We start from the raw sequence: 24531 nt of genomic DNA, 5'->3' as shown, positions 1-24531 counted from the left end.
AATGATGTATCCGAATACCACCAGAACCTCTGTATCGTGTCGGCCATTGTAAGAAATTTCGCTTTTACTCGGCGCTTCCAGATTCTGTCGAAGTGCCCCCTTATCGAAGTGGTTCAGCTCACCCATGGAAACAGTACGTGCCCGTCTTGCCGGCCTGATTGAATTTGTTAAACAGACCGCGCTGATGCAAAAGCGGCCGGCGTTAACCCTTAGCCAACACAGCGCCTTCAGTGCCAGCGAAGAAAAATTGCGGGCGTTGCCCGGGGTCAGCCTGGATCTGCACAACGGCGAGGAAGACGAAGTCTGGCTGCAGCTCGAACGTCTGCATGAGCGCAAGCCACCGGCGCCCCTCAGCCCGCTGCTGGGGTTGTGGATCGAACTCAAGGGCACGCCGCAGATCGAACCGGCACTCAAGGTCCGCCTGGCACGGGAGGTCCTGATCAACAGCACGGCGATCTCCGAGGACGAACGCTCGCGCTTGATGCCTGTAGCTCTGCAGATCGGGGAAGACGTCGCTGTCGAAGAGTGGGTCAATCTGGAAGACTGCCTGGATGCTGGCGAGATCCGTGCGCAATTCAAGTCTTACAGCCAAACGGCCTGGCGCCTGTGGGCCGCTGAGGAAAAACAGCGGCGCAAAAGCATCGAACTGTATGCCGAGCTTTTTATGCTGGTGCAACAGATGCAGGGCAACCTGGGGGATGCGCAGCTGGAACTGGTGTGGGGCCTGGGGGTTTCGACGTGGGAACATCCCGTGGTCGGTGTCATCCATTACCCGTTAATTAGCCAGTTGGTGGAGATCGCCATCAACCCCGACAGCATGGCCATTGAAGTGCGTCCGCGCGCTGCCGAGCCACGTCTGGAAGTGGATGCCTATGTGGCGGCCGATATTGCCGGTGTCGGGCCGCTGGCAACCCTGGCCAAGGATTTTTTCAAACAGGATCAGGCCGGCATCAGCCCGTTCAACGCCGCCAGCTACGAGCCGGTGATTCGTTCAGCATCGACCCTGCTCGATGCCCATGGTCAGTTTTTGCCGGTGACGCTGGCCGAGGGTGATCGATCCGTCCCCAAGGCTGCCGAGTTCTTGTGTGTCACCGATACCTGGTGCCTGTTTGCCCGCGCCCGCGACAGCAATATGTTTATTGAAGACCTGGGTCGCTTTGAAGCCGGGATCGAGGAGGCCGGTGAGCTGCCGGCGGCCTTGCGGGCCATTCTCACCGAACCGTCCAGTGTGCTGGAAGATGTGGTCCTGCCACCGTTTCGTGGTTTGTCCTACGTCAGCGGTACCCAGGGGGATGATGCGCCGGCGGCAAAAGCGCAGGAGCTGTATTTCCCCAAACCGTACAACGATGAGCAGGTGCAAATCATCCAGCTGCTGCAAGTGCACGATGGCGTTGTGGTGCAGGGCCCGCCCGGTACGGGCAAGACCCATACCATCGCCAACGTCATCAGCCATTACCTGGCCAATGGCAAGCGGGTGCTGGTGACGTCGATGAAAGACCCGGCCCTGGCGGTGCTGCAGGAAAAACTCCCGGAAGCCATACGTCCGCTGGCAATCAGTTTGTTGAGCAGTGAAGCGGACGGCATGAAGCAGTTCGAGTTCGCCATTCAAAAGATCTCAGCTGAAGTACAGCGCATCGATCGTGCGCTGTATAAGCGCGAAATCGGGCAGATTGACGACGAAATCAACACCCTTCATGGTCAGATGGCCGGCGTTGATCGTGAGATCACTCATTGGGCCGAGCGTAATCTGTCGGACCTGGAGATCGACGGTGAGCGCCTGAGCCCTACCCATGCGGCCTTGCAGGTTGCGGCGGCCCAAGATGAAATCAGCGGTTTTACCGACCGGATCGGCGTGGACGAAGCGTATCGTCCGCGCTTTACGTTGCAAGACATCATCGCCTTGCGCGAAGCCCGGCTTGAACTCAAGGACTCACTGGCCTACCTGGGCCAGAAACTGCCGCAGCTGGCTGACTTCCCGGACGCGCAGACACTGATTCAGGTGCATCAGGATCTGGCTCAGGAAAGCCAGCTGCAGCTCAAGGAAAGCACCGGCGAAGTGCCGCGCCTGCTGGATAACAGTGCCGAAACCCTGGAGCAGGCCCAGGCGCTGGTCGAGCATTTGGGCCAACTGCAAACCCTGCGCACACAGATCAGCACCTCGGCCCACAGCTGGGCCGCGCCCATGCAGGCTTGTCTGATGCGTGGTGGCAACGATGATGTGCTGGCGCTGTTTGCCAGCCTCAAGGGCGAGATCGAAGACGCGCTGGCAGGGCGCAAGGCCTTTGTGGCACGACCGGTAAGCCTGTCGTTCGAGTTGCATGCGCAACCCGAGGTGGTGGCAGCTATCGATAACCTGGCCCAGGGGCGACGCCCGTTCGGCTTGTCCGGCCTGCTTGGCAAGGGCACGCAAAAACAGTTGCTGGACACCATTGTGGTGTTGGGCAGCAAGCCGCAAAGCGACCAGGACTGGCAGCATGTGCAAGCCTTTGTGCACTTCCAGCAACACAGCCGTACCTTGCTGCTGCGCTGGAATGCGCTGGCCGCCGAAATACCCTTGCCGACGCTGGAAACCGACGCCGAGCAACTGATGGCAGCGGCCCGGGCGATCGAGCAGTTCGATGCCATTGTGCTCACCGAGCAGGGCGAAGCCCGTGCCCACCGCGAACTCAAGCAGCTGCTCCCGGACTGGGCCGAGGTTAGCCAGTTGCGCAGCAACGCACCGGTATTGGCCGAGGCCGAAAGCATCCTGCGACACTACCTGATACGCCATCGCCTGGCGGCCACCTGGGCCATCAAGGAAACCTTCAACAAAGCGCTGGCCGGGTGTGGTGGCGATATCAGTGAGCAGTTGCAAGGCTTTCTGGATTTGAGCCTTGGTCAGCCTCAGGTTGATACCGCCTTACTGCAAACCCGGTGGTCCGCGCTGATGGACGAGTTGCGCCGGGTGATGGCCCTGGCCAGTGCCCTTGAGACCGTACAGCGGGTAACCGACCTGATCGCGCAAAGCGGCGGCCTGCTTTGGGCCGCCCGTTTGCGTGAAGAGCCGGTCGTCGGGCCGGTCGACGGCCTGCTCCCGGACAACTGCCTGGATGTGTGGCGCCTGAGCCGTCTGGCCCGCTACCTCGAAAGCATCGACGGACGCGAAGACCTCAAGCGATTGTTCAAGTTACGCGGTGAGCTGGAGCTGAGTCTGTCGCGTCTTTATCAGGATGCGGTGGTCAAACGAACCTGGCTGCGGCTGTCGGAAAACGCCACGCCGAGTGTCAGGGCAGCCCTTGAGCTGTACCGCACCGCAATCCGCAAGATCGGCAAGGGCACCGGCGTACGCGCCGGGCGTTATCGTCAGGATGCGCGACTGGCGGCCGATGTGGCGATCTCGGCCATCCCGTGCTGGATCATGCCGCATTACCGCATTTGCGAAAGCCTGCCCGCGCAGTACGGTGCCTTTGACCTGGTGATTATCGACGAAGCGTCGCAGTCGGATCTCAGTGCATTGCCGGCGTTGCTGCGGGCGAAAAAAGTGCTGGTGGTGGGCGATGACAAACAAGTATCGCCCGATGGTATCGGCATGGAAGAAGAGCGCGTGCAGAACATGATGGCGCGCTTTCTGGGCAATCAGGTGGGCCTGTTTCGACCCTTGATGTCGCCCGAGCGTTCGCTGTATGACCTGTTCAAAGTGGTATTTGCCAAGAGCGGCACCATGCTGCGCGAGCATTTTCGCTGTGTGGCGCCGATCATCGAATACTCCAAGCGAGAGTTCTACAACCACGAACTCAAACCGCTGCGCCTGCCGTTGATGACTGAGCGTCTGGACCCGCCGCTGGTGGATCTGCTGGTGATGGACGGGGAGAAGAAAGGCAAGTTCAACCTTGGCGAAGCCCAGGTGATCGTCGAGGAAATTCGCCGCCTGATCGCCCTGCCGCAGATCACTGGACGCAGCATCGGCGTGGTCTCGCTGCTGGGCGCCGAGCAAGCGCAAAAGATCATGCAGATGCTGACCAAGGAGCTGGGTGAAGAGGCTATTACCCAGTTCCAGATCAGCTGTGGCGATGCCCGCACGTTCCAGGGCAAGGAGCGCGACATCATGTTCCTGAGCATGGTGGCCTCTCCCGGCGATTGCTTTGCCAACAGCCGCGACTCGATAGCCCAGCGCTTCAACGTGGCCGCTTCGCGGGCACGGGATCGCATGTACCTGGTGCGCAGTGTCGAGCTGACCGATCTCAGCCCTGTGGACAGTTTGCGCCGCGGCCTGATTGAGCACTTTGAAACCCCTTTTACCCAGGATGCTGCGCAGGTCAGTGATCTGCGCGAGTTGTGCGAATCCGGCTTCGAGCAGGAGATGTACGATGAGCTGACCCAGCGTGGCTATCGGGTGATTCCGCAGGTGGGCGTTGGCGCGTATCGCATCGACATGGTGGTCGAGGGCGACAACGACAGTCGCCTGGCCATCGAATGTGACGGCGACCGCTTCCACGGCCCGGACCGCTGGGACAGCGACATGCGTCGCCAGCGTATTCTGGAGCGGGCAGGCTGGCGTTTCTGGCGTTGCTTTGCATCGGCTTTTACCCTTGATCGTCAGCAGATCATTGATGATTTGCTGGCTACCTTGAAGGCAATGAACATCGAACCTGCCAGCGGCGAAGGCGCGGCGCCGAGCATTCATGTCGAGCGACGTCAGGTATATGGCTTTGAACGCGCAGGAACAGTCACCGAGGAGGGCCGTGTGCGGGCCCATGATAACCGTCCGGCCAAAGATCCGTTTTTGTTCTGGGTACCGGACGACACATTGGCCGTGAGCGATGTCGAGGCTGAGCAGTCTTTGCCACTGACCGTCTGATGCTCGCCGGGGAACAGTAGGCGCGAGCCTGCTCGCGATATCGTGACCCGGCCAGCCAGACCGCAGCGCCCGTATTACAGGCAGGCCAGCCCCTTGGGGTTTTGCGTTGTCATGTGTCAGCAGGTGATCGTACAACCACCTTGAGCTATGATGCGTCCCTACGGGGGCGCGATTTCGCAGTGTTCAGGTCGGCCAAGGCGATAGATCAGCTGCTTTAATCATCAATGCTTCCGATCCTTTTGATTTCGAGAAAAATGTTCACCATGGAAAACCACAACGACGTACCCCGCCTCCCTCGCAAGCGCCGCAGCCTGGCGCAAGAGTTGGTGACGGTGCTGTCCGAGCAGATCCGCGACGGCATGCTCAAGCGCGGCGACAAGTTGCCCACCGAGTCGGCGATCATGGAAGCCCATGGTGTTAGCCGTACGGTGGTGCGCGAGGCCATTTCCCGACTGCAGGCCGCAGGGCAAGTCGAGACGCGACACGGCATCGGCACCTTTGTGCTGGATACACCGAGCCCGAGCGGTTTTCGCATCGATCCGGCAACTGTCGTCACATTGCGCGATGTGCTGGCGATTCTTGAGTTGCGCATCAGCCTGGAGGTTGAATCTGCAGGGCTGGCGGCGCAGCGGCGCAGTGCCGAACAACTGGCCGCAATGCGCGCGGCGCTGGATGCCCTGAATGAAAATACCGCGCGTAACGGTGATGCCGTGGCCTCGGATTTTCAGTTCCATTTGCAGATTGCACTGTCGACCGGCAACCGCTACTTCACGGATATCATGACTCACCTGGGCACCAGCATTATCCCGCGAACCCGGCTCAATTCGGCGCGTCTGGCCCATGATGACCAGCAGCAGTACATGGACCGCCTGAACCGTGAACACGAAGAAATCTACCAGGCCATTGCCCGTCAGGATTCGGAAGCGGCCCGCGCTGCCATGCGCCTGCACCTGACCAACAGCCGCGAGCGCCTGCGCCATGCCCATGAAGAGGCAGAGGCGCAGCGCGGGTAGGGCGTCCTCCACCTGTGGGAGCGGGCTTGCCCGCGATCGTATCGACGCGGATGGCCTGACAGAACGCGGCGCTTGCATCGCGAACAAGCCCGCTCCCACCGGGTATTGCTGCGTAAGATGAGCTGTTCTACGACAACCTGTCACTTACCAAAAATTAAATTTCACTTTCACCACACTCCACCAAAGCCCGTACTAGACGGGCTTTTTTGTTTTTATCGAAACTGATTCGCCCCAGGGCAGCCACGATTTCAAGAAATGAGATTGACGTTCTTTTTTTAAGTTGTACGATGACGTACGACGCAACGAATCGCTAACGTATTTCTCATCACAACGTGCTCCCAGGGTGTTCGAATAATGAATCCACAAGAACTGAAGTCCATCCTCTCTTCCGGTCTGTTGTCCTTTCCGATAACCGACTTCAATGCTCAAGGTGATTTCCACCCTGAGGGTTACATCAAACGTCTGGAATGGCTGGCTCCGTACGGCGCTTCGGCCCTGTTTGCCGCTGGCGGCACGGGTGAGTTCTTCTCCCTGGCAGCCAGCGAATACTCGCAAGTGATCAAAACCGCAGTCGATACCTGCGCTACCAGCGTGCCGATCCTGGCCGGTGTCGGTGGTTCGACCCGCCAGGCCATCGAATACGCTCAAGAAGCCGAGCGCCTGGGCGCCAAAGGCCTGCTGCTGTTACCGCATTACCTGACTGAAGCCAGCCAGGACGGCGTTGCCGCCCACGTTGAGGCAGTGTGCAAGTCGGTAAACATCGGCGTGATCGTCTACAACCGCAACGTTTGCCGTCTGACCGCACCGCTGCTGGAACGTCTGGCCGAGCGCTGCCCCAACCTGATCGGCTACAAGGATGGCCTGGGCGATATCGAATTGATGGTGTCGATCCGTCGCCGCCTGGGTGATCGCTTCAGCTATCTGGGCGGCTTGCCGACGGCCGAAGTGTACGCCGCGGCCTACAAGGCACTGGGCGTTCCGGTTTACTCTTCGGCGGTGTTCAACTTTATCCCGAAAACCGCGATGGAGTTCTACCGTGCGGTGGCCCGTGACGATCACGGCACGATCGGCAAGATCATCGATGAGTTCTTCCTGCCGTACCTGGACATCCGCAACCGCAAAGCCGGCTACGCGGTCAGCATCGTCAAGGCCGGGGCCACCATTTCCGGTTACGGCGCAGGCCCGGTGCGTACCCCGTTGACCGATCTGCTGCCGGACGAGTACGAGGCGCTGGCAGCCTTGATCGACAAGCAAGGTCCGCAGTAAGCAATGACCAAGGCCGCTGAGTAATCAGCGGCTTTTTACGTAAAGGAATACGATCGGTGGCTCACGCAGCTCCCACATAAGTTCCACCCGTCAGCTACAGCCAAAACAGATTAACCCGCACATAAAAATAATCAGTGGGAGTAGTACTACATGCAAGCGACCAAGCCGACGCATGTCCGTTATTTGATTTTGCTCATGCTTTTTCTGGTGACCACGATCAATTATGCCGACCGTGCCACTATCGCCATCGCAGGTTCCAGCCTGCAAAAAGACCTCGGCATCGACGCCGTGACCCTGGGCTATATCTTCTCCGCATTTGGCTGGGCCTATGTGGCCGGGCAAATCCCCGGTGGCTGGTTGCTCGACCGGTTCGGCTCGAAAAAAATCTATGCCCTGAGCATCTTTACCTGGTCCCTGTTCACCGTGCTGCAAGGCTTTGTCGGTGAATTCGGCATGTCCACGGCCGTGGTGGCGCTCTTCATGCTGCGTTTTCTGGTGGGGCTGGCCGAAGCGCCGTCCTTTCCCGGCAACGCCCGCATCGTGGCCGCCTGGTTCCCCACCGCCGAACGTGGCACGGCCTCAGCTATTTTCAACTCGGCGCAATACTTTGCCACCGTGCTGTTTGCACCGTTGATGGGCTGGATCGTGTATTCCTACGGTTGGGAGCACGTCTTTATCGTGATGGGTGTGTTCGGCATCGTCTTCTCGGGCATCTGGCTCAAAGTGATCTACAGCCCGCGTGAGCACCCGCGCATCAACGAAGCGGAGTTCAAACACATCGCCGACAACGGCGGCATGGTCGACATGGACCAGAAAGGCAAAAAGGCCGACGGCCCCAAGTGGGACTACATACGCCAACTGCTGACCAATCGCATGATGCTCGGCGTTTACCTGGGTCAGTACTGCATTAATGGCATCACTTATTTCTTTCTGACCTGGTTCCCGGTGTACCTGGTGCAGGATCGCGGCATGACCATCCTCAAGGCCGGTTTTATTGCCTCACTGCCGGCGGTCTGCGGGTTTATCGGCGGCGTGCTGGGCGGGGTCATTTCCGATTACCTGCTGCGCAAGGGCCACTCCCTGACCTTCGCCCGCAAGGCGCCGATCATCGCCGGCCTGCTGGTATCGAGCAGTATCGTGGCCTGCAACTATGTGGACATTGAATGGATGGTGGTGGGCTTTATGGCCCTGGCCTTCTTCGGCAAGGGCGTGGGCGCACTGGGCTGGGCCGTGGTTTCCGACACCTCGCCCAAGCAGATCGCCGGCTTGAGCGGCGGCCTGTTCAATACCTTCGGTAACATCGCCTCCATCACTACCCCGATCGTCATTGGCTACATCATCAGTGCCACCGGCTCGTTCAAATGGGCGCTGGTGTTTGTCGGTTGCAACGCACTGGTGGCGGTCTTCAGCTATCTGGTGATCGTCGGCCCGATCAAGCGTGTGGTACTTAAAGAACCACCGACCAGCGACCCGAAAATCGCTGACATTTTACCTGTCCATATTTGAGGAGCGGCGTCATGACGTTGATTGAACATTCCGACTCACCGCGCTCGATCCGCCTGCACCCGCGGGATAATGTCGCGGTGGTGGTCAACGACCAGGGCGTACCGGCGGGTACTGTGTTTGCCGACGGGCTGGTGACGGTGGATTTTGTCCCCCAGAGCCACAAGGTCACGCTGGCGGCTATTGCCGAAGGTGGCGAGGTGATCCGCTACGGTCAGGTGATCGGCTATGCCCTGCAAGCCATTGCGCGGGGCAGTTGGGTCAATGAGGACCAACTGCGCATGCCCACCGCACCGCCGCTCGATAGCCTGCCACTGGCCACTGATGTTCCCGCACCGCAAGTGCCACTTGAGGGCTTCACCTTCGAGGGTTATCGCAACGCCGATGGCACGGTCGGGACGCGCAATATCCTCGGCATCACCACCACCGTGCAGTGTGTGACCGGCGTGCTGGACCATGCGGTCAAGCGCATCAAGGACGAGTTGTTGCCCCGTTACCCGCATGTCGATGATGTGGTGGCTCTGACCCACAGCTACGGCTGCGGTGTGGCGATCAGCGCCACCGACGCCTATATCCCGATCCGTACCGTGCGCAACCTGGCGCGCAACCCCAACCTGGGTGGCGAAGCGCTGGTGATCAGTCTGGGCTGCGAAAAGCTCCAGGCCGGCCAGGTGATGCACGAAAACGACAGCTCAGTGGACTTGAGCGAGCCGTGGTTGTACCGCTTGCAGGACTCCAGCCACGGCTTTACCGAAATGATCGAACAGATCATGGCGCTGGCCGAAGTGCGGTTGAAAAAACTCGATCAACGTCGCCGCGAAACCGTGCCTGCGTCCGAGCTGATTTTGGGTATGCAGTGCGGTGGCAGCGATGCGTTCTCCGGCATCACTGCCAACCCGGCGTTGGGCTTTGCCTCGGATCTGCTGCTGCGGGCAGGGGCGACGGTGCTGTTTTCCGAAGTCACCGAAGTGCGCGACGCCATCTACCTGCTGACTTCCCGTGCTGCCAACGAAACCGTCGCCCGAGAACTGGTGCGTGAAATGGACTGGTACGACCGTTACCTGGCCAAGGGTGAGGCGGATCGCAGCGCCAACACCACGCCGGGGAACAAGAAAGGCGGGCTGTCGAATATTGTCGAAAAGTCCCTGGGCTCCATCGTCAAATCCGGCAGCAGCGCGATCAATGGCGTGCTGGGGCCGGGCGAACGGGTCAAGGGCAAGGGCCTGATCTTTTGTGCCACGCCTGCCAGCGATTTTGTCTGCGGTACTTTGCAACTGGCCGCCGGTATGAACCTGCACGTATTCACCACAGGTCGCGGCACGCCTTATGGGTTGGCGATGGCACCGGTGGTGAAAGTCTCGACCCGCACTGAGCTGGCCCGACGCTGGCCGGACCTGATCGATATCGACGCCGGGCGCATCGCCACCGGGCGGGCGAGCATCGAGGAACTGGGCTGGGAACTGTTCCATTACTACCTGGACGTGGCCAGCGGTAAACAACACACCTGGGCCGAGCAGCACAAATTGCACAACGACATCACCCTGTTCAATCCGGCGCCGATCACCTAGAGCAGTGAGGTGCCGCCGAACCCCGTAGATACCTTCCAGTGGGAGCGAGCCTGCTCGCGAAGGTCGTTCGCGAGCAGGCTCGCTCCCACAGTTGAAGTTTTCCCGTAGCAGCGGGTTACTTGGCCCTTGAGCTGCAGGCGAAGCCGTCGGGGCCAGCCGTTTGCGTGCAGGCGCGTTCGGCGGGCAGGTTTTTCACCGGCTCGCGCAAGTGGTTACGATTTTTGCCGTCGCGCTCCAGGTCAAAGGCGTCATACAACTTGCCAGCGGCGGTGTAGCTGCGCACCTTCAGCCTTGAGTCCTGTACGTCGACCGTCTGGTACAGCTGGGTTTCTTCAGCACTGCGATCCGGTTGCTGCCGGGCTCGGTCATTGAGGCCATACATCTTCGAACCCGCCACCGAGACCATATACACCGGTCCCTGAATCTTGCCGCCGGCTTGTGCGGCTTTGGACGCAACACGCCCGGCCTCGTTGCTGACACGGCTGTAGCAGTGATCATGGCCCTGCAACACCAGGTCCACCGCATAACGCTCGAACAGCGGCTTCCAGGCAGTTTTCAACGGCTCGGTATCTTCGGGGCGGGCGCAGGTGTAGACCGGCTGGTGAGTGACCACGATATTCCAGCGTGCGGGGCTGGTTTTCAGGCTCTGCTCAAGCCAGCGGGTCTGTTGATCAAGGGTGCCCATATCGAGCGCCGAGGTGCCATCAAGGACGATAAACCGCACACCCTGATAGTCGACAAAGTAGGTGGTGTCTTTGAGCCCATCAACACCGTTTTGCGGCAGGGCGAACTGGCGGCTCCAGTGCGGCCCGAGAGTGCGGGTTTCGCTTCCGTCGGGGTTGAGGCCGTCGAGGTATTCGTGGTTGCCGGCGGCCACTAGCTGGGGAATCATCCCGTAATTGAAACCACCTGCCTGGTTCCATTCGCCCCATTGATCGTCGTGTACCAGGTCTTCGCGTTGCGACACCAGGTCCCCGGCATGCACGATCAACGCGGGGTTGGCCACGCTCTGCAAGGCCTGGCGAATGCTGCGCGAGGCCAGTGACAGAATGTCGTTCTGCACATCGCCCATATAAATAAAGTTGAACGGCTTGAAACTCTTGGTCGCAGTGTGGAACTGCAACCACTCACTCCAGCCGTCGCTGCCCTTGACCCGGTACACATAGGCCGTGCCCGGCTGCAGGTCGTGCAGGCGTACCTGGTGGAACAACGCCGCGCCGTTCTCGTTGTCCAGGCTGATGCTTGTGCCCTGGACCTCATGCGCCGCCTTGGCCAGTTGCGGGCCATCGAGGGCAGGAGCCAGTTGCAGCTGGCTGGCCTGCTGGCGGGTATCGGTGCGGAATGTTACGGCCATTTCCCTGGCAGGATCGGCCCCGGGGGTCAGCACGATACGGTCGGCCAGGCCACTGGCGGCATAAGGCGCGCCGGGGGAGTGGGGCAGCGGCGTGTCGGGGGCGGCGCAAGCGCTGTTGATCACGGAAAAAAGCGCGAGGGCCAGTAATGTGGGGCGAATCATGGGGGCTCCTTGAGGGCTGAATGCCCGTCAAGGAAACAAAGCCCCATGACACCGGGATGACGGCGGGGGTCGATTTGGCTCAGTCACAAGTCGCTTTGCGCGTGGCTTGTGGCCCGCAGCGGGGTAAACGTTGAGGCGAAGGGGGTCGTTTGAGATCACCCCTTCTGCGCCATTTCTGTAGATACTCTGTTGCCGGTCAACCCTCCCTGTGGGAGCGAGCCTGCTCGCGAAAGTCGTTCGCGAGCAGGCTCGCTCCCACAGTTAAAATTCCCTTCAGAACTAGCGGGTTGCCTGCATCGCGGGCAAGCCCGGCTCCCACACATTCTCCTCCCGTGATGGTTGTGCCGCGCTGGATGCCGCCACGCGACCAATCACCAGAATCGCCGGGCTCTTGAGTTCAAACGCCTGAGCATCTTTCTCCATCGCCGTCAGGTCGCTGCGGCATTCGCGCTGGTGGGGCAGGGAGGCATTTTCGATCATGGCCACCGGCATGTCCGCCGTCATGCCGCCCGCCAGCAATTGTTCGCGGATCTCGCTCAACTTTGCCACCCCCATATACACCACCAGCGTGGTGCCGCTTTGCGCCAGCGCCTGCCAGTTCACCTGGCTGTCATCCTGGGTGTGTGCCGTCACCAGCGTCACGCCACGGGCCACGCCGCGCAGGGTCAGGGGGATAGCGCATTGCGTCGCGCCAGCCAGGCCGGCCGTGATGCCATTGACCAGTTCCACCTCAACCCCGTGTTCACGCAACCACTGTGCCTCTTCGCCGCCACGGCCGAAAATGCATGGGTCGCCGCCCTTGAGTCGAACCACGCATTTGCCGTGGCGGGCATAACGCAGCATCAGGCGATGAATAAACGCCTGTGGAGTCGAACGGCACCCTCCGCGTTTGCCCACCGAAATCACCCGCGCAGCGGGGCAATGCTCCAGCACCGCGTCATTGACCAGATCGTCAATCAATACGACATCTGCTTCGCGCAGGGCGCGCACGGCCTTGAGCGTCAGCAGTTCGGGATCACCCGGCCCTGCGCCCACCAGCCAGACTTTTGCACTCATTGTGATTTCCTCACGGGTTAATGGCGACCGGCTGCGCCTGGGCAGTCAGCAAGCGCTTGATTTGCGGGACACAGGAGCCGCATTGCGTCCCGCAGCCCAACGATCTTTTCAGTCCCTGCAAGTCCAGCCCTTGGGCGATGCCAGCCTCAATCACGCTCTGACTGACGTTCTTGCAATTGCACACAATCGAGTTGCCAGCGGTCGGGGCGTTGGCGTTGCCCGGTGGCGCGCTCAGTGGCGCCAGCAGCCAGCGGCGCAATTGCTCGTCGGCGCGGCCTTCCTGCCACAGGTTTTGCAGCCAGTGCCGTGCCAGGGTTTCGCCCGCCAGACGAATCGCAGTGATGCTTCCGTGCTCGATGCGCACCCGCTTGCCAATGGCGCGGCGCGGGTCGTCGTAAGCCAGTACCGGCCCCTCGTTGAGCCCCAGGCATTGATCAATCTCGCGTAGCAGTTGCGGATCGGGTGCGCTGGCGCTGGCGGCACGGATCAGTAACGCAGGGCGCTCGCGGCCAGTCAGGCTGAAACTGACGTACGAAAAGGTTTCGCAGAGCTGGCGCAGTGTCTCGAAGTTCTGTTGAACATCACCCTCGATCAGGGCGAAAAGGTGCCAAGGTAATTGCGCCGGTTCCAGGCGCACGGCGCTGTGTTTGAGTTCCGGTTGTTTGGACAGCGGGTCAAACGCTGGCACGGTCAAGGTGTTGACCCCGCCCTTGAGGAAGCGGTCACCCCAGTGCATCGGCAAAAACGCCTGCCCCGGGCGCACGCTGTCGTCGCTGCTGACTGGAACAATCACGGCGCCGCGCCGACTCTTGAGGCTGACCAGATCTCCGGGCTGCAGGCGATGACGGCGCAACTCGTCCGGGTGCAGGCTCAACACCGCTTCGCTGACGTGACCGAACAATTGCGCGGCCGTACCGGTACGGCTCATGCCGTGCCATTGGTCGCGCAGGCGACCAGTGATCAGCGTGAGGGGGAAGCGTGCGTCGCGCTGCTCCTTGGCGGCGCGGTAGGGCTCGGCCACGAACTGCGCACGACCGGTGGCGGTAGGGAATGCCCTGTCCAGATACAGCCGCGCTGTGCCTTCACGAGCCCCCGTCGGGAAGGGCCACTGTTGCGGGCCGATGGCATCGAGCACTGCATGGCTGATACCCGACAGGTCCAGATCACGGCCAGAGGTCAGGTGCTTGTATTCGTCGAACACCTGGGCTTCAGTTTCAAATGCAAACAGGCTGCTGTGCTCGGGACGCAGATGTTTTTCCAGGCGCTGTGCGAAATCCACCGTAATTGCCCAGTCTGAACGGGCTTCGCCTGGTGCCGGGATGGCTTTGCGTACATGGGAAATACGCCGTTCAGAGTTTGTCACTGTGCCGTCCTTTTCCCCCCAACTGGCGGCGGGTAACAACAGGTCGGCGAAGGCCGCGGTTTCGGTGGTGTGAAACGCCTCTTGCAGCACCACAAACGGGCAGGCCTGCAACGCCGCCCGCACGGCAGTCTGGTCCGGCATGGATTGCGCGGGGTTGGTGCAGGCGATCCACACGGCCTTGACCTTGCCGCTGGCCATTTGCTCAAAGAGTTCGATGGCGCTCAGGCCGGTGTTCTGTGGCAGTTGCTCAACACCCCAGTAAGCGGCGACTTCGGCCCGGTGTTCGGCATTGGCCGCATCACGATGGCCGGGTAACAAGTTGGACAGGCTACCGGTTTCGCGCCCGCCCATGGCATTGGGCTGACCGGTCAGGGAGAACGGTCCGGAACCCGGTCGGCCGATTTGCCCAGTGGCCAGATGCAGATTGATCAGGGCGCTGTTTTTCGCGCTGCCGGCGGTGGACTGGTTCAGGCCCATGCACCACAGCGATAAAAAACTTGGCGAGGTGCCCACCCATTCGGCGCATTGCTGCAGTTGCTCGACGCTGATGCCGCACAATTGCGAGACCATCTGTGGGGTGTAATCGCGCACCAGGCTTTTCAGCTCGGGCAGGCCCTGAGTGTGGGCCTGGATAAAGTCGCGATCGACCCAGTCTTCCCACAGCAATAAATGCAAAATCCCGTGAAACAACGCGACGTCGGTGCCCGGTAAAATTGCCAGATGCAGGTCGGCCAGATCGCAGGTATCGGTACGCCGCGGGTCGATAACGATGACTTTCATCTGCGGACGTCGGGCTTTTGCCTCCTCCAGGCGGCGAAACAGTACCGGATGTGCGTAGGCCATATTGCTGCCGACGATCATCACGCAATCGCTCAGCTCCAGGTCTTCATAGCTGCAAGGCGGCGCATCGGCGCCCAGGCTTCGTTTGTAGCCGACCACGGCCGAGGACATGCACAGCCGCGAATTGCTGTCGATATTGTTGGTGCCCACCAGCGCCCGGGCCAGTTTGTTGAAGGCGTAGTAATCCTCGGTCAGCAACTGCCCCGAGATATAAAACGCCACGCTGTCGGGGCCGTGCTCGGCGATGGTGGCGGCGAACACATTGGCCGCGTGATCAAGGGCGCTGTCCCAGTCGCTGCGACCACGGGCCAGCGCCTTGCCCAGGCGCAGTTGCGGGTACAGCGCGCGGGCATTGAGGTCGCCGGTCAGGTGCAGGGTCGAGCCTTTGCTGCACAGCTTGCCAAAGTTGGCCGGATGCGCCGGATCGCCGCTGACGCCGAGAATACGCTCGCCATCATGTTCGATCAGCACGCCGCAGCCGACCCCGCAGTAGCAGCAGGTGGAGGCGGTGATCTGGCGGCTCATCAGCCTGCATCCCGCAAGGCCAACTGCACACGGCCATTTTCCACCCGAGCCTTATGGTGGTGGGCGCAACCGATATCCGGGGCCTGGGCTTCACCGCTTTGCAGATCGATCTGCCAGTTGTGCAGCGGGCAGGCGACGCGCTTGCCGTAGATCAAGCCCTGGGACAACGGGCCGCCCTTGTGCGGGCAGCGGTCGTCGAGGGCGAACACTTCGTCGTCGCTTGTGCGAAAAATCGCGATATCACCCTTCGGTCCGCTGATGATCCGTGAGCCCAGGGTGTTGATTTCTTCAAGTGAACAGATATCGAGCCAGTTCATGCCGGCACCTCCAGATTGTTCACGGGGATGACCTCGAACTCTTTTTTCAGCAACGGCTGCACCAGGCGCTCTTTCCACGGGTCTTGCTCAAACGACAGGGAAAACTGCAGGCGATCATTGAGCGCCTTGCGCCGTTCGGGGTCTTCAAGCACAGCCTTTTTGATGTGCTCCATACCGACCCGTTGCAGGTAATGCACGGTGCGCTCGAGGTAGAAGGCCTCTTCGCGATACAACTGTAAAAAGGCACCGTTGTACTCGCGGACTTCTTCAGCCGTTTTGAGTTTGACGAAGAACTCGGCAACCTCGGTTTTGATCCCGCCATTACCGCCGATATACATCTCCCAGCCGGAGTCCACGCCGATAATTCCTACGTCCTTGATGCCTGCTTCCGAACAGTTGCGCGGGCAACCGGACACTGCCAACTTCACCTTGTGCGGCGACCACATATTGAACAGATCGTGTTCCAGTTCGATGCCCAGTTGCGTCGAGTTTTGCGTGCCGAAGCGGCAGAACTCGCTGCCCACACAGGTCTTTACCGTGCGGATGGATTTGCCGTAGGCATGCCCCGAGGGCATGTCCAGATCCTTCCACACGCCCGGCAGGTCGTGTTTTTTTATCCCCAGCAGATCGATGCGCTGCCCGCCGGTAACCTTGACCATCGGCACGTTGTACTTGTCGGCCACATCGGCAATACGCCTCAGCTCGGAGGGGTTGGTGACGCCGCCCCACATCCGCGGGACGACGGAATAGGTGCCGTCTTTTTGAATGTTTGCGTGGGCCCTTTCGTTTATTAGCCGTGATTGCGGATCATCGCGGGCCTCTCCCGGCCAGGTGGAAATCAGGTAGTAGTTGAGCGCCGGGCGGCAGGTGGCGCAGCCGTTGGGCGAGCGCCAGTTCAGGTAGCGCTGGGTGTCGGCGATGGTCAGCAAATGTTGCTCGCGAATGGCCCGGCGGATTTGTCCGTGGTTCAGGTCGCTGCAGCCGCAGATGGCTTTTTCGCTTTTGGGTTTGACGTCCGCCGCGCCCCCCACGGTGTTGATCAAAATCTGCTCCACCAACCCCGCGCATGAACCGCAGGAGCTGGCCGCCTTGGTGTGCTTTTTGACCTCATCAACGCTGAACAGCCCGTGCTCTTGAATAGCTTTGACGATGGTGCCCTTGCACACGCCATTGCAACCGCAGATTTCGGCGGTGTCGGCCATGCTCATGGCCTTGTCCTGGCCCTGATGGCCGACATCGCCTATGGCATTTTCACCAAACATCAAATGATCGCGGATCTCACCGATGGCGTGATTCTCACGGATTTGTCGGAAGTACCAGCCGCCGTCTGCGGTGTCGCCGTACAGGCAGGCTCCCACCAGAATGTCGTCCTTGATCACCAGCTTTTTGTAGACCCCGCCGATCGGGTCGCTGAGGGTGATGATTTCAGTGCCTTCACCGCCCATAAAGTCGCCTGCCGAGAACAGATCGATGCCGGTGACCTTCAGTTTGGTCGACGTGACCGAGCCCTGATAGCGGGCAAAACCCAGTTGTGCGAGGTGGTTGGCGCAGACCTTGGCCTGCTCGAACAGTGGCGCCACCAGGCCGTAAGCGATGCCGCGATGGCTGGCGCATTCGCCGATGGCGTAAATGCGCGGGTCGTAGGTTTGCAGGGTGTCGTTGACGAGAATGCCGCGATTGCAGGGGATGCCCGCCTGCTCGGCAAGCTCGGTATTGGGCCGAATACCGGCAGCCATCACTACCAGATCTGCAGGGATGATCTCGCCGTTCTTGAACTCCACCGAGCCCACCCGGCCATTGCCAGCATCGTGCAGGGCATTGGTCTGTTCGCGCAGGCGAAAATGCAGGCCGCGTGCTTCAAGAGCATTTTGCAGCAGTTGGCCGCTGATCGGGTCGAGTTGGCGATCCAGCAGCCATTCGCCGATATGCACCACGGTCACATGCATGCCGCGCAGCATCAGGCCATTGGCTGCCTCCAGCCCCAGCAGTCCGCCACCGATGACCACCGCGTGTTTATGGGTTTTGGCGGTATCGATCATCGCCTGGGTATCAGCAATATCGCGGTAGCCGATCACACCGTCCAGGGTGTTGCCGGGGATCGGCAGGATAAAGGGCGTAGAGCCGGTGGCAATCAGCAGACGGTCGTACTCGGCTTCGGTACCGTCTTCGGCGATAACCCGGCGCTTGGCCCGGTCGATCTGCACCACCTTGCGGTTGAGCAGCAGCTTGATGTTGTTGTCCAGGTACCAGTCCAGATCGTTGAGCACTATCTCCTCGAAGGTCTGTTCCCCGGCCAGAACGGGCGAGAGCAGGATACGGTTGTAGTTGGCGTGAGGTTCGGCGCCGAAGACCGTAATCTCGTACAGCTCGTTGCTCAGTTTGAGCAACTCTTCCAGGGTGCGAACCCCGGCCATGCCGTTGCCGATCATCACCAGTTTGAGTTTTTTCATCAGGTTCTCCGCGAGCAAGGCCGGCCTTCTGGGGGGGCATTGCGGCCTTGTTCGACACATTGTGCAAAAACAAAAAAAGGCGTCCCGCTAGTTGCCTAGCGAGGACGCCTTTGTCCTTGTCCCGTTCTCTCGGGAAACCTGGTATTCGTCGTTGAAGACCGGGTTTTATGTTTGATGGATTAGCTAATGCAGTGGTTGTGCCAAGTTGACAAGAGCCCGTGTTTACACGATGTCTGGATATTCGCGGGGTGTTTTTGTGCACCGATGCAATGCGCCTCGCCCGTTATTGGGGCGCCGCTTGCCCTGTAGCGAACACCTTTATGGGTGAGACAGCAAAAATATCAGCACCAGATTTATCAACAACGACACTGATGCCACCGTCCGCCATACCTTTAACGGCTCGCGCTCCAGCAAAGGCCGCGGGCGCACGCTCAAGCTCTGGCGCTCACCCTGCTCCAGTTGTAGCAGCCATTCTTCGGCCGTTTCAAAGCGTTGCGCCGGATCGGCGGCAACCCCGCGCTCAAGGTTATGGGCAATCCACTCCGGCAGATCGGGTCGATAACGACTGGCGCTGACAGGCATACCAAAGCGCGGGCGCTGGAAGGCTTCGATTTCTCCGTAGGGGTAATGCCCGGTCAGCAGGTAATACAGCGTCACGCCCACGGCGTAGAGATCCTGTCCGGGGCTGGGTTTTTCGCCGCGAAAGGCTTCCGGGGAGAGATAACTGGGTGTGCCGGGCAACGTTGATGGCAGATCCTCCGACAGACCGGGGCAGTAGGCCAGCCCAAAGTCCAGCAAGCGCAATTCACCGTCGTCACCCAGCAACAGATTGTGCGGTTTGATATCGCGATGAAAAATCTGCCGTCGGTGTAACAGGCCCACAGCTCGCAACAGGCGCTCGGCCAGATCCAGCCATTGTGCCAGGGGCAGAGGCCCGCGCTTGGTATAGAGATTTTCCAGGGTGGTGCCTGGGTATTCACGCATCACGTAGTACAAATGCTGACGCTGGCTGGCGGGGTGCACCTCGGGGAAATGACGACCCGCCACGCGCTTGAGGAACCATTCTTCCGATAGCAGCGCTTGCCCTGCCAGGTGATCGTCGTGCAGATGGGCCGGCAGGGTTTTCAGTAGCCAGGGCTGTTGCTGCGCATCCCGCACCCGGTAGAGCAGTGATTGCTGGCTCTGGCCAACATGGCTTTCGACCTGCCAGTTTTCAAAGTGTTGCCCCGGTTTGAGCGCGGGCGGTAGTGGCCATTGCTGCAGTTGCGCCAGGGCGTCGCCGATGGCGCTTTCCCCCAGAGCGTCGACCCTCACCAGCAGAGCGCTGGCATTGTCCTGACTGCCTGCCCGATGCGCGGCATTCACCAGCGTGCTGGCGGCGCTTTGCAGGTCGGGAAGGTCACGCAACAGGGCGGCTATGGCGGTATCGCCCAGGGTCGACCATATACCGTCACTAAGCAGCACAAAGGTCTCGCCCTGTTGCAGTTCGCCGTCCAGAAAATCCACCACCAGATACTGATCCAGCCCCAGCGCCCGCTTGAGCACATGCTGCATACCCGGCTGGTCCCAGACGTGGTCTTCACTGATGCGCTGCAAGGTTGTGGCGTGCCAGCGGTAGACCCGGCAATCACCCACATGGGCCAACGTAAAACGCCTGCCGCGCATGACCACAGCACTTACCGTGGTCAGCAGCGGTTGCCCGCCGCCATTGACCCGCAGCCAGCTATTTTGCGCTTGCAGCAAACGTTCCAGTGCCTGGGCGACGCTCCAGGTTTCTGGTGTGGCGTAGTAGTCCAGCGCCAGTGCCTGCAACGTCGAACGGGCGGCCAGGCCGCCATCGGCGCATTGGCTGACGCCATCGGCAATGGCAAATAAATGCCCCTTGCTTGCCGCCAGCATGGGCACAGGCGTGACTTCGCGCAGTGCGTCCTGATTCTCTGCGCGAGGGCCGATGGCGCTGGCGTGGGCGAAACTCAGTTGCAGACTCATCGCAGCCTCACACTCGGGCAGCGGTCACGGCAGCCGAGCCCCAGGTTGTTCTCCAGCGGCGCTTGACCCCGTGCAGGCCGAACCAGGCCAGTACGCCAAGGCTGGCAAATAACCACAAGGCCAATTGATAGCTGCCGGTGCTTTGTTTAATCGCGCCCATGCCTGCTGCGAGGGCGAAACCACCGATGCCGCCTGCCATGCCGATCAAGCCCGTCATAACGCCAATTTCACGACGAAAGCGCTGAGGCACCAATTGGAAAACTGCCCCGTTACCTGCACCCAATCCCAGCATTGTGCAGACGAAAAGCGCCAGTGCTGCATAGGAGCTTGGCAGGTTGAAACCTACGGCGGCGATGCTGATGGTCGCCAGGGTGTACATCCCCAACAGGGTACGAATACCGCCGAAGCGATCCGCCAGCGCACCGCCCAGCGGCCGCATCAAACTACCGCCAAACACACAGGCCGCGGTGTAGTAGCCGGCAGTCACCGGGCTCAGGCCGTATTGATCATTGAAGTAGCCGGGCAGGGCGCTGGCCAGGCCGATAAAGCCGCCGAACGTCACGCTGTAGAAAAACATGAACCACCAACTGTCGCGGTCGCCCAGGGCCTTGAAGTAATCACTCATGGACTTGGCCACGGGCCGTTCCGGGGCGTTTTTGGCCAACCAGGCAAACACGAAAATGCACAGCACCAGCGGGATCAGGGCAAAGCCGAACACATTGCTCCAGCCATAGGCCGCTGCCAGCACCGGGGCCAGTAGCGCAGCGAACACCGTGCCAGAGTTGCCTGCACCGGCGATGCCCATTGCCTTGCCCTGGTGTTGCGGTGGATACCACTGCGAGGCCAGCGGCAACGCAACGGCAAACGAGGCGCCAGCCATGCCCAGAAACAGTCCCAGCAAAAGAGCCTGCTCGTAGCTGTGAATACCGTGCTTCCAGGCCACAAACAGCGCACCAATAACAATGACCTGACCGATCAGCCCGGCGGTTTTGGGAGACAGGCGATCAGCCAGCAGGCCCATCACAAAGCGCAGCACGGCCCCCGCGAGGATCGGCGTGGCCACCACCAGCCCACGCTGTTGCGTGGTCAGGTGCAGGTCGGTGGCGATTTGCACGGCCAGTGGGCCGAGCAGATACCAGACCATAAAACTCAGGTCGAAATACAGAAACGCCGCGAACAGGGTTGGAGTATGGCCGGACTTCCAGAAGCTTGAATTCATCGCGCACCTCAACGGTTGATCGTTTTTAGAAGAAGAGTTGCGATGGGGCGCCGTAACGGCCGCACCACCGGCCCCGGTCGCTGGGGCCAAAACGAAAAAACGCCGCTGCCGGATCCGCCATGGGCGAATCAGGGGAGCGACGTCTCTGTCGTAGATGGGGCAACCGCCGTTGGTTACCGGTAAGGATTGCTTAGCGAAAACTGTGCCAATTGAGGAGGATCATGGGTCAACCCAGAAGCTCACTCATGGCTATGATCTGTTCCGCCACCTGTATCAGTTTTTGTTGGCGGCTCATGGCCTGGCGGCGCATCAGGGTGTAAGCCTCTTCTTCGTTGCAGCTTTTCATCTTCATCAGCAGACCCTTGGCCAGTTCGATGCGCTTGCGCTCGGCCAGTTGCTGGTCGCGGGCATGCAGTTGGGCGCGCAGGGCCTGGTCGCTCTCGAAGCGAGCCATGGCCACATCGAGAATTGGCTGCAAGCGCTGTGCGTGAATGCCTTCGACAATGTAGGCGCTAACCCCTGACTTGATCGCCTGACGCATCACGCCTGGGTCGTGCTCGTCGGTGAACATGACAATCGGTCGTGGTTGGTCCCTAGACACCAACACCACTTGCTCCATCACATCGCGGCTTGGCGACTCGGTATCGATCAGGATCACGTCCGGGCGCACCGTTTCGACGCGAGCAGGCAGGTCGATGGTCAGGCCCGACTCATCGATTACCTCAAATCCGGCTTCACTCAGCGCGGCTTTCAGGCGGCCGACTTTTTTCGCCGTGTCGTTGATCAGCAAGATACGCAGCATGGGGGTGGCTCCGGTCAACGACGGGCAGCAAGAGGAGCGCGGGTGCTCATGGCATGCAGCGCAAAGCTTCGGGCATAGCCTGCGGGATCCGAGCCGTCCCACACCTTGCCATCGAGCAACTGGCTGCTGCGCATGTTTGCGGCACCTGCCGGCACGTTAACGGCGTTGGCCGCGTCGCGGTACAGGGCCAATTGCTGAACCTGACGGGCAACACCGAGGTAGTCCGGGTCTTCGCGCAGCAAGCCCCAGCGGCGGAACTGGGTCATAAACCACATGCCATCGGACAGGTACGGCAGGTTGACCTCGCCGTCACCATAAAAACGCAGGGCGTGCGGGTCTTGCCAGTGCTTGCCCAGGCCGTCGTTGTAGTCGCCGAGGAGGCGCGGCGCGATGCACTCTACGGGTGCATTCAGGTACTCGGGGGCGCTCAGCAATTGTGCGGTACTGCGACGGTTTTCGTGATTTTGTTCGATAAAACGGCTGGCTTCGAGAATTGCCATCACCAGCGCCCGGGCGGTATTGGGGTATTGCTCGACAAACGCGCGGGTGCAGCCGAGGACCTTCTCCGGGTGGTCGGGCCACAGGGCCTGAGTAGTGGTGAGGGTGAACCCCATATTTTGTTTGACCGCGCTGTCGGCCCAAGGCTCGCCGACGCAAAAGCCGTCAATGCGACCTGCCAGCAAGTGCGCAACCATCTGTTGCGGTGGTACCACTACGCTGTTGACGTCTTGCAGCGGATGAATGCCCTGACTCGCCAGCCAGTAATACAGCCACATGGCATGAGTGCCCGTGGGAAAAGTCTGGGCGAAGGTCAGTTTCGATCGACTTTGGTGCACGTGTTGTTGCAGCGCCTCAGGACGGGTCACGCCCAGGGCCTGCAAACCGTGGGAGAGGTTGAGGCTCTGGCCGTTTTGGTTAAGCCCCATGAGTACGCTCATGTCGGTGGCCGCCACGCCGCCAATGCCCAGGTGCACGGCGTAGATCAGCCCGTAGAGGCTGTGGGCGGCGTCGAGCTGGCCGTTCACCAGATTGTCCCGCAGGCTGGCCCAGGACGACTGGCGCTTGAGGTTCAGCGTCAGCCCGAAGGGCTGGGCGAACCCTTGAGTGGCGGCCACCACCACCGAGGCACAATCGCTGAGGGCCATAAAACCGAGATTGATTTCGGTTTTTTCCGGGGCATCGCTGCCGTTGACCCAGGCCAGAGGCCCGGCGAGTGATTCGTTCATGGGAGGCAGCACCTTGGCAAAAGCATACTGCGAGGGTGCAAGGCATATGCCAGAGGTGTTGACCCAGTTGAAAACCTGGATTTTACAGGGCTTTGGATTTGCGCTTGCCTTTAATGGGGTGGCTTACTTCAAGCGGTCTTGCGCCTTGCGATACGCGGTCTCGTGTTCGCGCTTGTCAACGGCGACGACGAACACCACAACCTCTTGATCAATGACCTGATAGATCAGTCGGTAACCCGCGCTGCGTAACTTGATTTTGTAGCAATCGGGCAGCTTGCGCAGCCGGTTGGCTTCAACGCGGGGGTTGAGCAACACCTCTGACAGTTTGCTCTTGAATTGCTGCCTGACCGGTCTGCGAGCTTGTGCCATTCCTTGAGTGCGCGCTGGTCAAACTCAAACTCAAGATCAAAGGTCATCCAGTGTTACCTTGACCCTTTGTGGTGCCGCCAGGCGTTCGCGCACAGTGTTGATGAGGGCTTCGTCTTCTTCGGTTACCAGCATGGGGCGAAAGGGCAGTTGGCCGCGTTCGGCTACGTACTGAAATGCCTGGCGGACCAGTTCAGAGGGGGTGACACCCAGGCGCTCAAGTTCCTGGTAAGCGCGGGCTTTGAGTTCATCGTCAATGCGAATGTTGATGGAGGCCATGGCTTTGACTCGTGTAATGACGTTTGTCATTACGCTGACCTCTGCCCGTTTCTTTTGCAAGTGCCATTGGGCGGTTAAGTGTTCTGCGTTGTTCATATGCGCTCCTGAATTTAAGCCACCAAACCAAAGAAGGGTGGTCAGTTCTGTGAGCCTAGCTAGAGATAATCAGGTGATTCGTACGACGATTCGCTTTCATTCCCGTGAAACATCCGAGCGTAATTCCGCTCGCTTGCGCCTGTCCAAATCGGGGAAGAGTCTCGCTCCACCGCTGCTCAATGGCCGGTTGCCACGTCGTAAAGCGGTTATGCGCGAGCCAGGCAAACAGGTGAATAATTGAAAGGGTTATTAACTTACAACTGAAAAGTTTATAACCCTTTAACGCCGCTAACACCGGAC

At 60.2% G+C, this 24531-nt stretch carries 15 protein-coding genes and 1 pseudogene; 5 read left to right on the top strand and 11 right to left on the bottom strand.

What is annotated here, in order from left to right:
* Positions 1-124 precede the first annotated feature (124 nt).
* The 5 genes from V6L81_RS23435 (at position 125) to garD (ending at position 10187) form a co-directional block, all read left to right on the top strand.
* A complete protein-coding gene (locus tag V6L81_RS23435; RefSeq protein ID WP_338660378.1) occupies positions 125-4837 on the top strand; it encodes an AAA domain-containing protein in 4713 nt (1570 codons plus the stop codon).
* A 263-nt stretch (positions 4838-5100) separates the two neighbouring features.
* Positions 5101-5850: a FadR/GntR family transcriptional regulator gene (locus V6L81_RS23430; protein ID WP_095002585.1), complete on the top strand. Its 750-nt coding sequence runs from the start codon at positions 5101-5103 to the stop codon at positions 5848-5850.
* 354 nt (positions 5851-6204) lie between these two features.
* Positions 6205-7116: a 5-dehydro-4-deoxyglucarate dehydratase gene (gene kdgD / locus V6L81_RS23425; RefSeq protein WP_095002493.1), complete on the top strand. Its 912-nt coding sequence runs from the start codon at positions 6205-6207 to the stop codon at positions 7114-7116.
* A 150-nt stretch (positions 7117-7266) separates the two neighbouring features.
* The gene (locus V6L81_RS23420; protein ID WP_095002494.1) at positions 7267-8622 is read left to right on the top strand and encodes an MFS transporter; all 1356 of its coding nucleotides are present in this window, start codon (positions 7267-7269) and stop codon (positions 8620-8622) included.
* An 11-nt stretch (positions 8623-8633) separates the two neighbouring features.
* Positions 8634-10187, top strand: coding sequence for a galactarate dehydratase (gene garD, locus V6L81_RS23415; protein WP_095002495.1), 1554 nt, complete (start codon positions 8634-8636; stop codon positions 10185-10187).
* Positions 10188-10302: 115 nt separating this feature from the next.
* On the opposite strand, the gene V6L81_RS23410 is transcribed toward garD, so the two are convergent.
* The 11 genes and pseudogenes from V6L81_RS23410 to V6L81_RS23360 all read right to left on the bottom strand — a co-directional run bounded on the left by V6L81_RS23410 (position 10303) and on the right by V6L81_RS23360 (position 24135).
* Positions 10303-11703 (bottom strand): metallophosphoesterase family protein, encoded by a 1401-nt coding sequence (locus V6L81_RS23410; protein ID WP_176465004.1) that lies wholly within the window; start codon positions 11701-11703, stop codon positions 10303-10305.
* Between the two features lie 279 nt (positions 11704-11982).
* Positions 11983-12759 (bottom strand): uroporphyrinogen-III C-methyltransferase, encoded by a 777-nt coding sequence (gene cobA / locus V6L81_RS23405; RefSeq protein ID WP_095002496.1) that lies wholly within the window; start codon positions 12757-12759, stop codon positions 11983-11985.
* 10 nt (positions 12760-12769) lie between these two features.
* A complete protein-coding gene (locus tag V6L81_RS23400; RefSeq protein WP_323166301.1) occupies positions 12770-15487 on the bottom strand; it encodes a molybdopterin-dependent oxidoreductase in 2718 nt (905 codons plus the stop codon).
* On the bottom strand, positions 15487-15804 hold the full coding sequence (nirD, locus tag V6L81_RS23395) for a nitrite reductase small subunit NirD (RefSeq protein WP_317757241.1): 318 nt from the start codon (positions 15802-15804) through the stop codon (positions 15487-15489). The genes V6L81_RS23400 and nirD overlap by 1 nt, the downstream gene beginning before the upstream one ends.
* A complete protein-coding gene (gene nirB / locus V6L81_RS23390) occupies positions 15801-18254 on the bottom strand; it encodes a nitrite reductase large subunit NirB (RefSeq protein ID WP_133143988.1) in 2454 nt (817 codons plus the stop codon). Before nirB ends, nirD begins: the two co-directional genes overlap by 4 nt.
* Positions 18255-18572: 318 nt before the next feature.
* Complete coding sequence (locus tag V6L81_RS23385; protein ID WP_095024404.1) at positions 18573-20243, bottom strand: bifunctional protein-serine/threonine kinase/phosphatase; 1671 nt, start codon at positions 20241-20243, stop codon at positions 18573-18575.
* Between the two features lie 7 nt (positions 20244-20250).
* Positions 20251-21462, bottom strand: coding sequence for a NarK/NasA family nitrate transporter (locus V6L81_RS23380; RefSeq protein WP_095002501.1), 1212 nt, complete (start codon positions 21460-21462; stop codon positions 20251-20253).
* A 226-nt stretch (positions 21463-21688) separates the two neighbouring features.
* Entirely contained in the window at positions 21689-22264 is a 576-nt protein-coding gene (locus V6L81_RS23375) for an ANTAR domain-containing response regulator (RefSeq protein WP_019827366.1), read from the bottom strand.
* A 14-nt stretch (positions 22265-22278) separates the two neighbouring features.
* Positions 22279-23490 (bottom strand): CmpA/NrtA family ABC transporter substrate-binding protein, encoded by a 1212-nt coding sequence (locus V6L81_RS23370; protein WP_095020657.1) that lies wholly within the window; start codon positions 23488-23490, stop codon positions 22279-22281.
* Between the two features lie 123 nt (positions 23491-23613).
* Positions 23614-23906, bottom strand: a pseudogene (locus V6L81_RS23365) (type II toxin-antitoxin system RelE/ParE family toxin).
* Entirely contained in the window at positions 23896-24135 is a 240-nt protein-coding gene (locus V6L81_RS23360; RefSeq protein ID WP_095002587.1) for a type II toxin-antitoxin system RelB/DinJ family antitoxin, read from the bottom strand. Before V6L81_RS23360 ends, V6L81_RS23365 begins: the two are co-directional and overlap by 11 nt.
* Positions 24136-24531: the final 396 nt, after the last annotated feature.

Origin of the sequence: Pseudomonas bubulae (genome assembly GCF_037023725.1) — a bacterium.
Taxonomy (GTDB): Bacteria; Pseudomonadota; Gammaproteobacteria; order Pseudomonadales; family Pseudomonadaceae; genus Aquipseudomonas; species Aquipseudomonas bubulae.
The sequence above is the reverse complement of the archived record's forward strand: the minus strand, read 5'-3'. Positions and strand labels throughout refer to the sequence as shown.

Coding starts and splice junctions, on each gene's coding strand:
- V6L81_RS23380 (WP_095002501.1), bottom strand. CDS start 21,462: ATGAATTCAAGCTTCTGGAAGTCCGGCCATACTCCAACCCTGTTCGCG.
- cobA (WP_095002496.1), bottom strand. CDS start 12,759: ATGAGTGCAAAAGTCTGGCTGGTGGGCGCAGGGCCGGGTGATCCCGAA.
- V6L81_RS23435 (WP_338660378.1), top strand. CDS start 125: ATGGAAACAGTACGTGCCCGTCTTGCCGGCCTGATTGAATTTGTTAAA.
- kdgD (WP_095002493.1), top strand. CDS start 6,205: ATGAATCCACAAGAACTGAAGTCCATCCTCTCTTCCGGTCTGTTGTCC.
- V6L81_RS23430 (WP_095002585.1), top strand. CDS start 5,101: ATGGAAAACCACAACGACGTACCCCGCCTCCCTCGCAAGCGCCGCAGC.
- V6L81_RS23385 (WP_095024404.1), bottom strand. CDS start 20,243: ATGAGTCTGCAACTGAGTTTCGCCCACGCCAGCGCCATCGGCCCTCGC.
- V6L81_RS23410 (WP_176465004.1), bottom strand. CDS start 11,703: ATGATTCGCCCCACATTACTGGCCCTCGCGCTTTTTTCCGTGATCAAC.
- garD (WP_095002495.1), top strand. CDS start 8,634: ATGACGTTGATTGAACATTCCGACTCACCGCGCTCGATCCGCCTGCAC.
- nirD (WP_317757241.1), bottom strand. CDS start 15,804: ATGAACTGGCTCGATATCTGTTCACTTGAAGAAATCAACACCCTGGGC.
- V6L81_RS23360 (WP_095002587.1), bottom strand. CDS start 24,135: ATGGCCTCCATCAACATTCGCATTGACGATGAACTCAAAGCCCGCGCT.
- V6L81_RS23370 (WP_095020657.1), bottom strand. CDS start 23,490: ATGAACGAATCACTCGCCGGGCCTCTGGCCTGGGTCAACGGCAGCGAT.
- V6L81_RS23400 (WP_323166301.1), bottom strand. CDS start 15,487: ATGAGCCGCCAGATCACCGCCTCCACCTGCTGCTACTGCGGGGTCGGC.
- nirB (WP_133143988.1), bottom strand. CDS start 18,254: ATGAAAAAACTCAAACTGGTGATGATCGGCAACGGCATGGCCGGGGTT.
- V6L81_RS23375 (WP_019827366.1), bottom strand. CDS start 22,264: ATGCTGCGTATCTTGCTGATCAACGACACGGCGAAAAAAGTCGGCCGC.
- V6L81_RS23420 (WP_095002494.1), top strand. CDS start 7,267: ATGCAAGCGACCAAGCCGACGCATGTCCGTTATTTGATTTTGCTCATG.